Below are 18,293 nucleotides of genomic sequence, written 5' to 3'. Positions count from 1 at the left end.
TTAAGTACGTCAATATTAGGGAGATTAGCGAATATATCGCAACAGTAAAAGAGAATGAATCGGATGAGCAAGCAGATGTTGTCAATCCGAACCAAGCAACGGCGAATAGCGGAGTACAAGTGGAGGAGACTTATCCTGAATACTATGAGGATAGCATCGCGATTATTGGAATCTCCTGCCACTTCCCGGGAGCTAAAAATCATAGAGAGTTTTGGGAGAATTTACGAAATGGCGTAGAAAGTGTGCGTTTCTTCTCTAATGAGGAATTAGATCAATTACACCTACCGGATGAATACTTACAGAATCCTAATTTTATCCCTGTGCAGTCCACCATTGAAGGGAAGGATCACTTCGATCCAGGGTTCTTCCACCTTTCAGCCAGAGACGCAGAATTTATGGACCCGCAGTTTCGACTGTTATTGACCCATTCATGGAAAGCATTGGAGGATGCAGGGTATACACCGAAACAGGTTCCGCAAACGGGTGTATTTATGTCGGCGAGCAATAGTTATTATCAAGCACTCTTGCCGCATTTTACCAAGGAAACACCGAATGTCATGAAGGACCCCAATGAATATGTATCGTGGGTTTTGGCGCAAGGTGGAACCATTCCAACGATGATTTCTCATAAAATGGGGCTGAAGGGTCCGAGCTTTGCCGTCCATTCCAATTGTTCTTCCTCGCTGGTTGGCTTGCATCTGGCTTATCGCAGCCTGCAATCGGGAGAATCGAAAGTGGCTTTAGTAGGGGGCGCAACTATTTTCCCTACGACTTATACAGGGTATGTCTATCAAGCCGGATTGAACTTTTCCAGTGATGGTCACTGCAAGACGTTCGACGCCTCAGCAGACGGAATGATCGGTGGAGAAGGAGTCGGCGTGGTTGTCCTCAAAAAAGCTTCCGATGCGATCAAGGACGGCGATCATATCTATGCCCTTATGAGAGGAATTCGCATCAATAATGATGGGGCAGATAAAGTCGGATTTTATGCGCCAAGTATAAAAGGTCAGGCTGAAGTGATTCAGCAAGTATTAGATGACACCAAGGTTCATCCTGAAACAGTTAGCTATATTGAAGCGCATGGGACGGGCACTTATTTAGGCGATCCGATAGAATTTGCAGCGCTCAATGAAGTGTATACAAAATACACAACCAATAAACAGTACTGCGGACTTGGATCGGTTAAGACCAATATTGGACATCTCGATACAGCCGCAGGGTTAGCAGGTTGCATTAAAGTAGCATTAAGCTTATACCATAAGGAAATTCCTCCATCGCTAAACTATGAAAAGCCGAATCCGAATATCCATTTGGATCAGTCGCCGTTTTATGTGGTTGATACGCTCAAAATATGGGAGGATGCACCCGTTCCCCACAGAGCAGCATTGAGTTCATTTGGCCTTGGCGGGACGAATGCGCATGCCATTTTTGAACAATGGAATGCTGGGGCAGGAGCTAATCGTGGCAGCGTAAGAGATGATGACAACAATCGCGTTTATTTCGTGCCGCTATCAGCTAAAAACGATGATCGCGTACACGCGTATGCTCAGCAACTAGTGGATTTCCTTAGAGATAATCATGAACGAGTCCATATAGCAGATTTGGCCTATACCCTCCAAGTGGGAAGAGAAGCAATGGAGAGCAGGGCCATTTTTATTGTCAAAGATACAGAAGAGCTCATTCAAAAGCTGGATGACTTTTTGAGTGGAGCGGAACAAATAGCGGGTAACTTTAAAGGGAACGCAAAGCAAGCAAGCCATGAAGTCTCCCTATTGAAAAAGAATGAGACGAATCGTGAGCGAATTTCCAAGCTGTTTGCAGAAGGCGAGGGCGAAAAAGCAGCCGAGTTGTGGAGCAAGGGTCTTGATATCGAGTGGGAAGTCCTTTACAACGACGCAAAACCGCGACGTATCAGCCTTCCTACCTATCCTTTTGCTGAGGAGTCCTATGGGGTTCCTGAGATGGCCACGAAACCGAACAAGAATGCCTACACGGAGTCGGGAACGGCTTCTGTACAGATTTCACCAATCGCTTCCGCAACGCCAAAGCAAGAAACGCTTCTTCTCCAACCGTGCTGGAACGAACGGGAGATCAACGAAAGAGCTGGTTCACCTGCTTTTGTGGAGCATCTCGTGATCCTTTGTGAATGGGCAGAGGAATTCAAGGAGCGTATCGAATCCGACATGAACGGAGTGCGCTGCCTAGCCTTACAATCACAATCAAAGCAGGAAAGTATTGCAGAAAGGTTTCATGCTTATACCGTCCAAGTATTCACGGAAATCCAACGAATCCTTGCCAATAAACCAAAGGGAAAAGTTCTGCTTCAGATTGTTGTGCCTGACAAAGAGGAACAGCAATGCTTCTCCGCTCTCTCTGGTTTGCTGAAAACGGCTCAATTGGAAAATCCCAAGCTGATTGGACAGCTCATTGAAGTGCAAGCAGAGGAGCATCCAGCGGAATTGGTCAAAAAGCTGCAACAAAATAGCACCGATGAGAAAAGTAAGCACATTCGTTATCAGGATGGCAAGCGATGGGTGAGCGGCTGGACAGAAATGAAATCTCCTGGGCAAGCGGAGCATGCATGGAAAAATGAAGGTGTTTATCTAATTACAGGCGGTGCTGGCGGATTAGGCTTGATTTTTGCCAAGGAAATCGCTCAGAGAACGAAGGGAGCGACTGTGATTATCGCAGGTCGTTCTTCCTTGGATGAAGAAAAGACAGCCAAATGTAACGCATTGAAAGCTCTGGGAGCCAATATTCAATATCGCCAAGCTGATATCACACAAAAGCAGGCGGTAGAAGAGTTATTTCAAGGCATCAAGCAAGAGTTTGGAAGCCTCACGGGCATCATTCACGCTGCGGGTGTCATTCGCGACAGTTTTATCATTAGAAAAACTACGAACGAACTGGAGCAAGTACTAGCGCCAAAAGTTTCTGGACTGGTTCATCTCGATGAGGCAAGCAAGGATATGGCGCTTGATTTCTTTATTCTCTTCTCCTCTGGGGTGGGATGCTTCGGGAATGCAGGGCAAGCTGATTATGCTGCTGCCAATGCCTTTATGGATCAATACGCCACGTATCGTCGTGGTTTGGTGAAAGCAGGCGAACGCCAGGGCCAAACACTCTCCATCAATTGGCCGCTATGGAAAGAAGGCGGTATGCGTATTGCTGAAGCGACAGAGAAGATCATGGAGGACAGAGGCATGAGCGCGATGCCGACTGCAAGCGGCATTCAGGCGCTGTATCAAGGGGTGGCTTCTGGCTCTGTGCAGATGCTGGTCATCGAGGGCAATCTCCCAATAATCAAAGAACACTTGCTAGGTACTCCTGCCTTGTCGGAGTTCGATTCCACACCAATGCAGGAAGCGAAGCTATCGGTCGATGCAGGCGTGTTAAAAGATAAAACGCTCTATCAGCTAAAAGTGATGTTTGGTCAAGAGACAAGGCTTGGAGCAGGTAAAATCGCTGTCGATGAACCGTTAGAAACATACGGAATCGATTCGATTATGGTTATCCAGCTGAACAAAAAGCTAGAAGATGTCTTTAGCGAATTGTCCAAGACCATCTTGTATGAATACCAGACTCTGGACACCCTTGCAGATTATCTCGTCGCTGAACATCATGAGGAATGCATGAAGTGGACGGGGCTAGATCGTCAGGGTGCGGTCAATGGCGAAACAACACCACTGGTGCGTCATGAACGTGAAACAGCCAATTATGCACCGACTCACAGTGCAGCCGTGCAATCAGGAAATCAGATAGCGCGGGAGCCGATTGCCATTATCGGAATGAGCGGACGTTATCCAAAAGCACGGTCGTTGAACGAATACTGGGAGAATCTGAAATCCGGAAAGGATTGCATTACAGAAATTCCGGAAGAGCGCTGGTCTCTGGATGGCTTTTTCGAACCTGATCCAGACAAAGCTGTTGCAGAAGGAAAAAGCTATGGCAAATGGGGCGGATTTGTAGACGGATTCGCTGACTTTGACCCGCTCTTTTTCAATATGTCCCCGTGGGAAGCGATGCATTTTGATCCGCAGGAACGGTTGTTTATGGAGTCGTGCTGGGAAGTGCTGGAGGATGCAGGCTATACGAGACAACAGCTTGCGGAAAAGTACAATCGACGAGTCGGAGTGTTTGGAGGAATCACAAAAACGGGATTCAGCTTATATGGACCTGATTTATGGAAGCAGGGTGAATTCATTTACCCGCACACATCGTTTAGCTCACTGACGAATCGTGTTTCCTACTTCCTCAACCTCCAAGGTCCAAGTATGCCGATTGATACGATGTGCTCCGCTTCACTCACAGCGATTCATGAAGCGTGCGAGCATCTGTATAACGGGGATTGTGAACTAGCGATTGCCGGAGGAGTCAACCTGTATCTTCATCCTTCCAGCTATGTCTTTTTGTCTGCGTTGCATATGCTTTCCGTGGACGGACAATGCAAAAGCTTTGGGCAAGGAGGAAACGGTTTTGTACCGGGGGAAGGCGTAGGTACAGTGCTGCTCAAACCACTGTCAAAAGCAATTGCAGATGGCGACCATATTTATGGGGTGATTCGTGGAACCAGCGTGAATCACGGTGGAAAAACCAACGGCTATACCGTACCGAATCCAACTGCTCAAGGAGAGCTGATTCGCCAAGCATTGGATAAGGCAGGCGTTCATGCCAATACAGTAAGCTATGTGGAAGCTCACGGAACAGGCACGGAGCTGGGCGATCCAATTGAAATTACCGGTCTCATCCAAGCCTTCCGCAAGGATACGCAGAATACAGGATATTGTGCGATTGGTTCCGTTAAATCCAATATTGGTCACTTGGAAGCAGCGGCTGGAATAGCAGGAGTGGCAAAAATATTGCTGCAAATGAAGCATCAGCAGCTGGTCCCAAGCCTGCATGCCAAAGAGTTGAATCCGAATATTCCGTTTTCGAAAACGCCTTTTGTCGTTCAGCAGGACTTGGCTGAATGGAAGCGACCGCTCATTGAAGTGAATGGAGAAATGAGAGAATTCCCGAGGATTGCCGGGATTTCTTCTTTTGGTGCAGGAGGGGCCAATGCACACGTCGTGATTGAGGAATATATTCCGGAGGTCAAGGAACTTCCTTCGATTACGGTTAGTCCGCAAAATCCGGCGCTCATCGTTCTGTCGGCAAAGAATAAGGAGCGTCTCGTCGAACAAGTGCAAAGACTGTTAGCGTCGATTGAGGAGCAATCATTTTCAGATGTCAATCTGGCAGATATTGCTTATACGCTCCAAGTGGGACGCGAGGCAATGGAAGAGCGCCTGGCCCTGATGACGAGCTCGCTTACAGAACTTGCAGAGAAGTTGCAAAACTTTCTTGCAGGTAATGACAGCATAGTCGACCTCTATCGTGGACAGGTAAAACGCGGCAGAGAAACAGCAGACATCTTCGCAGGCGATGAGGAATTGCAAGAAGCGATTGAGAAGTGGATTCAACGCAAAAAATTCTCCAAGCTTCTCGATTTCTGGGTGAAGGGTTTGAATTTTGATTGGAATAAACTTTATGACGAGAACAAGCCTCGTCGGATTAGCTTGCCTGCGTATCCTTTTGCCAGAGAGCACTACTGGCTGCCAAAACCCAAGGCACAGTCGTCAAATAACGCAAAAGGCACGCTTGGTCTGACTGCTACCCTTCATCCTTTGCTGCATCAAAATACGTCGGATCTCAGTGAGCAAAGATTCAGCTCTACTTTTGATGGTCAGGAATTCTTTTTAACGGATCATGTTGTAAAAGGAAAGAGAATCCTGCCTGGGGTTGCTTATCTTGAGATGGCTCGTGCTGCTGCGGATCTAGCAGCGGGAGCGTTGGAAGAAGAGCCATTCGCGATGGAGCTGAAAAATGTAGGTTGGGCGCAACCGATTGTGGTGGAAGACAAGCCTGTTCAGGTACACATCGGCATTTATCCTGAGGAAAACGGCGACCTTCGTTATGAAATATACAGTGAACCGCAAGTAGAACAGGATGAAGTGGTCGTACACAGCCAAGGAAGTGTTGAGTTTGCAGCGCTCACTGCAACGCCAACGCATAATTTGGATGCGATCAAAGCCCAATGCAGCTATCGCACGCTTCATGCAAGTGAGTGTTACGAAGCCTTTCAAACAATGGGACTTATCTATGGTCCAGCCCATCAAGGAATTGAGCAGGTGTACGTGGGAGAGGCACAAGTATTGGCCAAGTTAGCCATGCCTTCCAAGGTAGCCGAGACGCAAGGAGAATTCACTTTGCATCCGAGCATGCTGGATTCGGCCTTACAATCCTCTATTGGATTATTGCTTGGCGCTGGTGATACGGCGATTCAAAAGCCAATCCTGCCTTTTGCACTGGAGAAGCTGAGCATTTTTAGCCAGACTACATCCCAGATGTGGGTATGGATTCGACAAGCTGTCGGCAGTAGGACGGGAGACAAGGTACAGAAAGTAGATATTGACTTGTGTGACGACCAAGGAACGGTTTGTGTAAGTATGAAGGGCTTCTCCGCACGAGTGCTGGAAGGCGAAGTAGAGACTGCAGATTCCAAAGGGAAAATCGGGACACTGCTGGTTCGTCCTGAGTGGAAGGAACAAGCGGTTGTGAGCAACGCCGAAGCCCCTGACTATACAGAGCGAGTCATGATGATCGTTGAACCGCATCGAGTCTCTTGGAATCATCTCCCAACCTATTTGAATGGCGTACGTTGCATTCCTTTGCGATCCTCACAAGAAGGCATTGCCGAGCGTTTCATTGATTATACGACGCAGGTATTGGAGGTAATTCAAGGCATTATCAAACAAAAAGTACGCGGCAAGGTATTGGTTCAGCTTGTCGTTCCAATGGGAGAAGAACAGCCATTTTTCACCGCATTCTCTGGATTGCTGAAAACGGCGAAATTGGAGAATCCCAACCTGATTGGACAGGTAATTGAGGTAGAAGCGGGAGAAGACGAATTAGATATTGCGGAAAAAGTAAATGAGAATGTAGGTCGCCCATTGGATATTCAGATTCGATACCAAGCTGGAAAGAGATATGTATCTGAGTGGGTAGAACTAGATGCTCCCCAAGCCGCGAGCCTTCCATGGAAAGACGGTGGGCTTTATCTCATCACTGGCGGGGCAGGCGGACTGGGTTATATTTTTGCCAAAGAAATTGTACAAAAGGTTCAACATGCAAACCTGATTCTTACAGGACGTTCCCCATTGGATGAAGAGAAGCAAGGTAAGCTCTATGAATTGAAAAAATCGGGAGCAAGAGTTGAATATCGCCAAGCTGATGTGACGCAGAAACAGGAAATGGCTGATTTGGTCCATACGATTCAACAGGACTTTGGACGTCTTCATGGCGTTATTCATAGTGCTGGCGTGATTCGTGACAGCTACATCCTCAAGAAAAACATGGAGGAGGTCCAAACGGTTCAGGGTCCGAAGGTTACGGGTCTCATCAATCTGGATGAAGCCTGCAAGGATGTAGAGCTGGATTTCTTGGTGTTGTTTTCCTCCGTGGCAGGCAGCTTGGGAAATATCGGACAAGCCGATTATGCTTGCGCCAACGCCTTTATGGACGGATTTGCTCACTATCGCAATGGACTGGTTGCACGAAAGCAACGTCACGGACAGACAATGTCCATGAATTGGCCGTTGTGGAAAGAGGGCGGAATGCAGGCTGGAGCAGATGCTGGTGACATGTTGAAGAATAGCATGGGAGTAGTCGCTATGGAGACTTCAACGGGCATTGCAGCTATGTACCAAGGCTTAGCCTCCGGAAAAGCTCAGGTTATGGTGATGACAGGGGACATGGCAAAGCTCAAACAAACATTGTTTTTGCAAGCACCAGTCAGTTCTTCTCAAACAAAGCTATCTGAAGCTTCGGTAACGATGGATACCAGCAACCTGCTGCATGAAGTGGAACTTGCTTTGATGCAAACCGTGTCGGAGCTGCTTCAGGTTCATACTACGGATATTGATGTCAAAGTAGAATTGTCTGAGCTCGGATTTAATCAGGTTCTACTGACAGAATTCTCCAACAAACTAAGCCAGCAATATAACATTGGGCTGATTCCGACTGTGTTCGTGGAGTGTCCAACACTTCAGAAGCTTGCCTCCTATTTACTTGAAGAATTTGAAGAGATGCTGGTAAAACAGATGCAGCCAGTGGCATCGAGCACACCAACCAGAATTGAGCAAAATGAAAAACAAACGATCACCAGTGTGGAACAAAATGTCCTTCACGAGAGGGCGACTCATTTTGTTAAAAAGGAATTTGCCGAGGTCCTGCAACTGCCAGTGAATCGAATAGAAGAAGATGCCTCTATGGAGACATACGGAATTGATTCGATTCTATCCATGAAATTAACCAACCAATTAGAGAAAAGCTTTGGCTCGCTGCCGAAAACGTTATTTTTTGAATATCAAACCATTCAAGAATTGATTGGATATTTCCTGGATTCCTATCGAGACAAATTTATTGAAATCCTAGGTCTGAAGGAACAGCAGGAAACAGTTGTTATCCAAGAAACAGCATCCGTCACAAAAGAAGAAAACACATCGAAAAGGCTCATGAACAGCCGTCGCGAAAGAGGTCGCAAAGGCTCGCGGTTCACTTCGACACAGAAGGAAACCCAACCAGTAAAAGGCGCTTTGGACATTGCGATCATTGGGGTTTCTGGACGTTATCCGAAAGCGCGGAATACCCAAGAGTTTTGGAACAACCTGCGCGATGGCAAGGATTGCATTACGGAAATCCCTAAAGAGCGCTGGAACCACAGTTTGTATTTTGATGAGGATAAGAACAAACGGGGAAAAACCTACAGCAAATGGGGCGGATTCATAGACGGTGTTGATCAATTCGATCCGCTTTTCTTTAACATCTCGCCTCTGGAAGCAGAAATCATGGACCCTCAGGAACGTTTATTCCTGGAGTGTGTGTATGAAACCTTAGAGGATGCAGGCTATACCCGCGAATCTCTCGGATCGTCCCAAGGATTCGGCCTTGGCGGTAATGTGGGTGTTTATGTCGGCATCATGTATGAAGAGTATCAACTGTATGGCGCACAAGAAACCATGATGGGTAGACCGATGGCCCTTGGCGGAAGCTTCTCATCTGTAGCGAACCGTGTCTCTTATTTCTTTAATTTCCATGGTCCTAGCGTAGCGGTTGATACCATGTGTTCCTCCTCGCTAACAGGCATTCATTTTGCCTGCCAAAGCTTGCTACGCAATGAATGCGAGGTTGCGATTGCGGGTGGTGTCAACGTATCGATTCATCCGAATAAATATTTGATGCTTGGACAGGGAAAATTTGCTTCCAGCAAGGGACGATGCGAAAGCTTTGGGCTTGGCGGTGACGGCTATGTGCCTGGAGAGGGTGTCGGAGCAATACTGCTGAAGCCTCTGGCGAAAGCGATTGCCGATGGAGATCAAATTTACGGTGTGATTAAAGGAAGCGCCATTAACCATGGTGGCAAAACAAATGGTTATACCGTACCTAACCCCAATGCACAAGCGAGTGTAATTGGACGTGCCTTGAAGGAGGCAGGAATTGATCCACGGACGATCAGTTATTTGGAAGCTCACGGTACAGGCACTTCTTTAGGAGATCCAATAGAGATCGCAGGATTGACAAAAGCTTTCCAAGCATACACAACTGACAAGCAGTTTTGCTCAATCGGATCAGCGAAGTCCAATATCGGCCATTGCGAGAGTGCAGCGGGAATTGCCGGGATAACGAAGATCCTGTTGCAGCTCAAACACGGACAACTAGCACCATCGTTACATGCGGAGGTGCTAAACCCGAATATTGATTTCAGCACGACTCCGTTTGTCGTACAGCAAGAGCTGGCGGAGTGGAAACGTCCTATTATTGACGGTAAGGAAATTCCAAGACGCTCGGGTGTGAGCAGCTTTGGTGCGGGTGGCTCGAATGCTCATATTGTCATTGAAGAATACATGCCAGAATATGAGAAACGTCAAGCTATCCAAGTAAGTCACGCGAATCCAGTGATCATTCTCCTGTCAGCGAAAAATGAAAACCAGCTCCACGAACAGGCACAGCGTTTGTTAGCCGCGATCAGGGATCAGTCCTTGTCTGAAATGGACTTGGCGGATATTGCCTACACGCTGCAAATGGGACGAGAAGCCATGGACGAACGCCTGGCTGTAATGACCAGCTCCATTCAAGAGCTTCAGGACAAGCTGATGCAATTTGTAAATGGACAGGAAGGCGTCACAGACGTATTCCGTGGACAGGTGAAGAGCAATAAGAAGACGATCGCCGTGTTTGAAGCAGATGAAGATTTGAAAAAGGCAATCGATGCTTGGATAAGCAAAAGAAAATACGCCAAGCTGCTTGATCTGTGGGTAAGTGGAGGCGTGATTGATTGGCAAAAGCTTTACGGTGAGAAGAAACCTCGTCGCATTAGCTTGCCTACGTATCCGTTTGCAAGAGAACGCTATTGGATTCCTCAGATGGATACGCAATTTGTTAGCGAGGTTGCAGCAGCATCAGAAGGGACGCTCTTCCTTCACCCATTGCTCCAGAAAAACACGTCTGAATTATTGGAGCAGCGGTATAGTTCTACCTTCCGTGGACAGGAATTTTTCTTGTCAGACCATGTTGTGAATGGACAGCAGCTCTTACCGGGTGTTGCCTATCTCGAAATGGCACGTGAGGCAATCGACCAGTCAGCGGGAGCCCTGAGCGCGGGACAGAATGGTATTACGCTCAAAAATATTGTGTGGGCCAAGCCAATTGCTGTCGATGATCAGCCGGTCGATGTTCACATTGGTCTTCAGCTAGAAGACAGTGGAGAGATTGGCTATCGAATCTACAGTGAGCATACAGGAAATGAAACAGAAGAGATTGTCCACAGTCAGGGAAGTGCCGTATTCTATACGGTTGCCGAGACGCCAACGCTTGATCTCGCTATGGTACAAGAAGCGTGTAGCCATAGCATCTTGAGCGGCAGCCAATGCTATGACGTCTATAAAGCAATGGGAATCCAATACGGGCCAGCCCTGCAAGGAATTGAGCAAGTCCATAAGGGCTTCGAGCAGGTGTTGGCGAAGCTGTCTTTACCTTTCGCTGTTTTGGGGACAGAAGAACAGTTTGTGCTGCACCCAAGTATGATGGATTCTGCTTTGCAGGCGGCGATTGGTTTATTTATGGGGGCAGATGACAGGAGCCTCGCTCACAATCTTGATTCGCTAAAGCCCATCCTGCCTTTTGCGCTGGATGAGCTGGAAATCTTCAGTCCTTGCGTGCCACAGATGTGGGCGTATATTCGCTACAGTGATGGCAGCAGTGCTTCTGATCATGTGCAGAAGCTGGATATTGACTTATGTGACGAAGCAGGAAATGTTTGCGTCAGAATGAAGCGTTTTTCCTCTCGTAAGCTGGACGGTAAAGTTGACGGCTTCGAATCCAGAGGGGCACAAGGGATGCTGATGGTAAATCCTTGCTGGAAGGAGCAAGCAGGTGTTCAAGAAACGGCGACTCCTACCTATGCACAGCATATCGTGATGATTGCAGAAGGTTTTGAATCGTCGCTTGCAAGTATATCTGCACAGATGAGCGAAGTGCGCTTGATTTCTTTGCAATCCCAACAGGATGGCATTGCGCACAGGTTCGAGACCTATGCTTCCCAAGTATTTTTAGAAATCCAAAACGTCTTCCAACAAAAGATACTGGGCAAGGTGATATTGCAGGTCGTCGTTCCCCACAAAGCTGAGCAATCATACGTAAGCGGACTTTCTGGATTGCTGAAAACAGCTCGGCAGGAGAATCCAAATCTAATCGGTCAATTCATTGAAATAAACCGAGATGAACATGCGGCAGAAATCGTAGGCAAGCTGCAAGAGAATGCCTGCAATCCGATGGACGACCGAATTCGCTATCAAGCAGGTAAACGCCATGTACTGGGCTGGTGCGAAACTAAGCCATTGCATGATGATGTCACCCTTCCGTGGAAAGATCAAGGAACCTATTTGATTACGGGGGGAGCAGGCGGTTTAGGGTTGATTTTCGCAAGGGAAATTGCGAGTCAAGCGAAACAGTCAACATTAATTCTCACAGGACGTTCTCCTCTGCATGAAGATAAACAAGCGATGCTTCATGATTTGCAAAGGTCAGGGGCAAGGGTTGTCTACCATCAAGTTGATGTGACGGACAAGCAGGAAGTAGAACAGCTCATCCAAAATATTCAACAGGAATTCGGAAGTCTTCACGGCATCATCCATAGTGCGGGTGTTGTTCGAGATAACTTCATCCTGAAGAAAACGACAGAAGAATGGAACCAAGTGGTAGCGCCAAAAGTTGCCGGTCTTACTAATTTGGATGAGGCATGCAAAGATCAGCCGCTCGATTTCTTCGTCCTCTTTTCGTCGATAGCAGGAAGTATAGGAAATGTTGGTCAGGCAGACTATGCTTGCGCCAATGCCTTTATGGATGGCTATGCGAAATATCGGAATGAACTGGTGCAGGCTAAACAACGTCAGGGTCGAACTGTCTCTATCAATTGGCCGCTCTGGAAAGAGGGCGGAATGCAAGTAGATGAAGCAGTTGAGGAGATGGTGAAACAAAGTGTAGGAATGATCGCTTTGCAGACCGCGACGGGTATTCGTGCTTTTTATGAAGCCGTAGCTTCTCGAAAAGATCAGGTGATGGTAATGGAAGGAGATCTACAACGCCTCCACCAAGCACTGGTGGGGAGACCGAAGACAACAGAACAAGACGTCAAAGCCTCTACCGTAATACAACCATCAAGTCATCATTTGCCAAAGGAAAAAGCGATCTATTATTTCAAAAAGCTGGTCTCTTCCGTCATCAAGCTGCCAATAGACCGCATCGAAGCAGATGCCTTGTTGGAAAAGTACGGTATTGACTCGATTATGGTCATGCAATTAACGAATGAATTAGAAAAAACGTTTGGTTCGTTGTCGAAAACATTATTTTTCGAATATCAAACCATCGAAGAAATTGCGAAATACTTCTTAGCTTCGCATCGAGATCAAATGATGAGCATGCTTGGTATGGATGAGAAAGCAGCACCAACGGCATCCCCTGTTATTAAGTCGAGCGTTGCACCAGCGATGGTTGCTGCAACGGCAAAACCGATTATCAACAACCGCAGGAGCAGAGGCAACGCATTGATAGAAACGACGAGAAATACCAAACCAGCCAACGACGCCTTAGACATTGCGATTATTGGGGTCTCAGGTCGATATCCGAAGGCTGGAAATATCAATGAGTTCTGGCGTAATCTGCGTGATGGCAAGGATTGTGTCACAGAAATTCCTGAAGAGCGTTGGGATCACAGCCTGTTTTTTGATGCAGATAAGAAAAAGCAAGGAAAAACCTACAGCAAGTGGGGAGGCTTCCTGGACGGTGTTGATCAATTTGACCCGTTATTTTTCAATATCACACCAAGAGAGGCTGAAATCATGGACCCGCAAGAGCGCTTGTTCTTGGAATGCGTCTATGAAACGTTAGAGGATGCGGGGTATACTCGTGAATCTCTTGGCTCGGCACCTGGCATGGGTCTAGGCGGTAATGTCGGGGTCTATGTCGGAGTCATGTACGAAGAATACCAGCTCTACGGAGCCCAAGAAACGATGCTCGGCAGACCGATAGCGCTCGCAGGAAGTCCAGCATCCATTGCGAATCGGGTTTCTTATTTCTGCAACTTCCATGGACCTAGCATGGCGGTAGATACCATGTGCTCTTCTTCGCTGACCACCATTCATTTGGCCTGCCAAAGTTTGCAGCAAGGGGAATGTGAGGCGGCGATTGCAGGTGGTGTCAATGTTTCGATCCACCCTAATAAATACTTGATGCTTGGACAGGGCAAATTCGCATCTAGCAAAGGACGATGCGAAAGCTTTGGTATCGGCGGTGATGGTTATGTACCTGGCGAGGGGGTGGGAGCAGTCCTGCTTAAACCTCTGGCGAAAGCGATTGCCGATGGAGATCAAATTTATGGTGTGATAAAAGGAACCGCCGTTAACCATGGAGGAAAAACCAATGGATACAATGTACCTAGCCCGAATGCCCAAGCTCGGGTTATTGGACGTGCTTTCGAAAAAGCGGGAATCGATCCACGGACGATTAGCTATCTGGAAGCGCACGGTACGGGGACCTCATTAGGTGATCCCATTGAAATTACGGGCTTAACGAAGGCTTTCCAAGCGTATACCAATGACAAGCAGTTTTGTGCCATTGGATCGGCGAAGTCCAACATCGGGCATTGTGAGAGTGCAGCGGGAATCGCTGGGGTGACGAAGGTGCTATTGCAGCTCAAGCATGGACAATTAGCGCCATCCCTCCATGCAGAAGTACTCAATCCGAATATAGATTTCGGCATGACGCCGTTTGTTGTTCAGCAAGAGCTGGCGGAGTGGAAACGCCATGTCATTGAGGGGCGGGAAGTTCCACGACGTGCCGGTGTGAGCAGTTTTGGTGCGGGCGGATCGAATGCTCATGTGGTGATTGAAGAATATATTCCTAAAACGCAAGAGCAGCCTACTGTAATGGCAAGTCCGCAAAATCCCGCATTGATTCTCTTATCGGCTAAGAATGAGGAGCAGCTTCATCAACGGGTCCAACGACTGCTCGGAGCCATTGAGGAACATGGATTGTCCGATACGGATTTAGCTGAAATAGCGTATACCCTTCAAGTGGGCCGAGAAGCGATGGAAGAACGTTTGGCTGTGATTGCGGGCTCGATGATTGAACTTGAAAAGAAATTGAAGCAATTCGTGGGAAGACAGAAGGACATTGAAGACCTGTACCACGGACAGGTAAAACGTCATAAAGAGACCTTGGCAATCTTTGCAGCAGATGAGGATCTGCCGCAAATGATTGATTCCTGGATGAACAAAGGCAAATACGGCAAATTGCTGGACGTTTGGGTGAAAGGGCTGAACATTGACTGGAACAGCTTGTATGGTGAGAGGAAGCCTCGCCGGATGAGTCTTCCAACTTATCCGTTTAGCAAAGAAGCTTATTGGGTGCCTGGTGGATATACACCATTTACAGGTGCAACATCCATATCCACCTATGAGGAGCCTCCTGTTCAGGAAGACATGCGCTTCGTGAAAAAGCAGTGGAAGGCTTGCCCAGCGATGCCAACCAAGGTAGCCCATCGAACGATTGGTATTCTCACAACGGATGAAACGAAGCAATTGGCGATTCAATTGTCCAGCCAGTTCGCTAAGAGTGAAATCCTAGAGCTGAACGAGCTCGAATCACGATTCCATCGGGATGAGATGGAGTGGAAAAACTATGATGGCGTCGTAGATTTGATCGGTTGTGGACATCAGCAGACTGATTTGTTGACTTGGATTCCATGGTTGCAACAACTCATTGAGAATGGTCATAAGGAAGGCTTGAAGCTATTGGGTGTGACAAAAGGCTTGGAGTCTTACCAGAATGACTTTGTCAATTTGTCGGGCGCCTCACGTGTCGGCTTGTACCGCATGCTGCAAAGTGAGTATAAGCATCTGCAATCACGCCATGTGGATCTGGAGCCATCGGCTGATGTAGAAGAACTTGCGCAACAGATTGCAACAGAGTTTCTCATTGATGACCAGGAAACAGAGGTTTGCTACCGATCTGGTGAGCGTTACAGCGCTTATCTTCAGGAAGCGATAGTAGCAGACAGTCAGGAGTCAGCGCTTGTTTTCCCTGAGAACCATGTTCTATTGATCACAGGAGGTACACGAGGGCTTGGATATTTATGTGCCAAGCATTTTGTAGAGCGTTATGGTGTCAAAAAACTGGTGCTAACAGGGAGAGAAAGTCTGCCACCGCGTGAGCAATGGGGAGCCTATCAGCAGCAAAGCAATTCTGTAGCAAAGAAAATTCAGGCGATACAAGCTTTGGAAGCGCAAGGCGTGCAGGTTCAAGTCTTAGCTGTATCCTTAACCGATGAAAAGGCTTGGCAACAGCATTTGCAGGATTTGAAACAGACGATGGGTCCGATTGGCGGGGTAATTCATTGCGCTGGATATAGCGATGATCAAAACCCTGCGTTTATTCGGAAATCGACTGATGGGATTCAGCATGTATTACAACCGAAAGTGGCTGGACTGCATACGATATACCAAAACTGCAAGGAAGAGCCCCTACAGTTCTTCGTTCTCTTTTCATCTGTTTCGGCAATCATTCCATCCTTGGCAGCAGGACAGAGTGATTATGCGTTAGCCAATGCCTATATGGATTATTTTGCTTGCGCACATGCTGATTCTTGCCCGATCACTAGCATTCAGTGGCCGAGTTGGAAGGAAACAGGAATTGGTGCAGTTACGACCAAAGCCTATCAACAAACAGGACTGGTACACATCACTGATGAGCAAGGACTGCGATTGTTGGACCAAATTCTTTTGCAAAAGATAGGTCCCGTTGTTTTCCCGGCAGTAATCAACCAAGAGTTGTGGGAACCTCATCAATTGATGCAACACAAAAAGCCAGAAGTTTTTGCTGCGAACCTGTCGTCTCATCGTCCAACATCAGGCAAGCCGACGCAAAGCTTAGTTGATCTTGTGAAGACAGCGCAAACAAGATTGATTGGGCTATTTGCGAAGGAGTTGAAAATAGATCCTGCCAGATTGGAGATAGATAAAGAGTTTCCAGACTATGGGATTGATTCGGTGTTACTGGCTCAAGTCATGAATGAGATCAGTAAATGGTTGGGCAAGGACTTGGATCCGACGATTTTATATGAATATCCCACCATAGAAACACTTGCAGAATGGATTGTCGGTAATCACGGTGATTCCATGGCTGACAATCTGGCGTCGACTTCTCCTGAAATGAACGACGATTCGAAGAGTCAGTCCAGGCATAGTGAGACTGTGAAAAGCCAGATGGTGAGTATGAGTAGTCAGGCTGCCCCATATAGAGAGGCAAATCCATCTGATATTGCAGTAGTGGGGCTCTCTTGCCGTTTTCCGGGTGCTCGTAACGTGGAAGAATATTGGAAATTGTTAGCGGATGGCCGATCAGCCATTGGCTCGGTGCCCAAGGAACGCTGGGGGTATGAAAATCCCTATCATGCGGGACTTCTGGACAATATTACTGCTTTTGATCCTTCTTTCTTCCTGATAGCAAAAGAAGATGCGAAGGCAATGGACCCTCAAGCTTTATTGATATTGGAGGAAAGTCTTCATCTATGGCATCAAGCTGGATACACACCGAAGGACATCAAGGGAAAAGCGGTAGGCGTCTACATTGGGGCAAGAAGTAATCATCGCCCAAGCGAAGATCGTCTTCATCAAACACAAAACCCGATTATGACTGTGGGACAAAACTATTTGGCTACAAATATTTCCCAGTACTTCGATCTTAGAGGTCCAAGTATGGTCATCGATACCGCATGCTCTTCGGCACTGGTCGGGATGAATATGGCGATTCATTCGCTTCGTAGTGGAGAGATTGAGGCTGCTATCGTCTGTGGGGTTAACGTGTTAAACGGTGATGAAGCGCATCGGATGTTCCACCAAAGAGGAATCTTAAGCGAAGAGCCTGCCTTCCATATTTTTGACAGGCGTGCGGGCGGACTCGTATTGGGAGAAGGCGTAGGAATGGTTCTATTGAAGACCGTTGAGCAAGCACTTGCTGATGGTGATGAAATACATGCCGTCATCAAGGGAGTAGCGGTCAATAATGATGGACGAACGGCAGGCCCTGCCACCCCGAATCTGCAAGCCCAAAAAGAGGTTATGCAGACAGCACTGGCTAAAGCTGGCGTGAAGCCGGAACAAATCAGCTATATAGAAGCGAATGGCTCGGGTTCAGAGGTTACAGATTTACTTGAACTCAAAGCCATTCAGTCTGTCTATCGCTCATCGAATACAGCCGCTTGCGGATTAGGTTCGATCAAGCCAAATATCGGACATCCCTTATGCGCAGAAGGGATTGCTAGTTTGATAAAAGTCGTGCTGATGCTCAAACATCAAAAATTGGTTCCGTTCCTATCAGGGCAAGAGCGAATGACCCATTTCCATATGGAGTCAACGCCTTTTTATTTTCATCGACAGCTTTCTGAATGGAACGATTCGACCAGAACGGCAGCGATTAATTGTTTTGCAGATGGGGGAACCAACGCCAATGTCGTTTTACAATCCTGGGAGGAGGCAGTCTCGCGTCCGAACAAACGACATTCGATTGCACCTCCGACTCTAAACCGATTTAACGTCTACCGTGAAGAAGCAGATCGTTCAACAGAAACACTGACATATCTGAGCCAGAAACCTAACCATACGACCAGTATTTGGAAGCTACAAATAGTGGAGGGATAA

Annotated in this window: 1 protein-coding gene (only partly in view); it reads left to right on the top strand. The window is 47.4% G+C overall.

What is annotated here, in order from left to right:
* Positions 1-18,293, top strand: the 3' portion of a protein-coding gene (locus C7R93_RS18345; protein ID WP_106840168.1) for a non-ribosomal peptide synthetase. Its footprint begins 3,220 nt before the window's first position; only the last 18,293 of its 21,513 coding nucleotides appear in the window; the start codon falls outside the window, past its left edge; the stop codon is at positions 18,291-18,293.

The sequence above is a fragment of the Brevibacillus fortis genome, from assembly GCF_003013395.1.
GTDB classification, from domain to species: Bacteria; Bacillota; Bacilli; order Brevibacillales; family Brevibacillaceae; genus Brevibacillus; species Brevibacillus fortis.
This window is presented reverse-complemented; position numbering and strand designations above follow the sequence as displayed.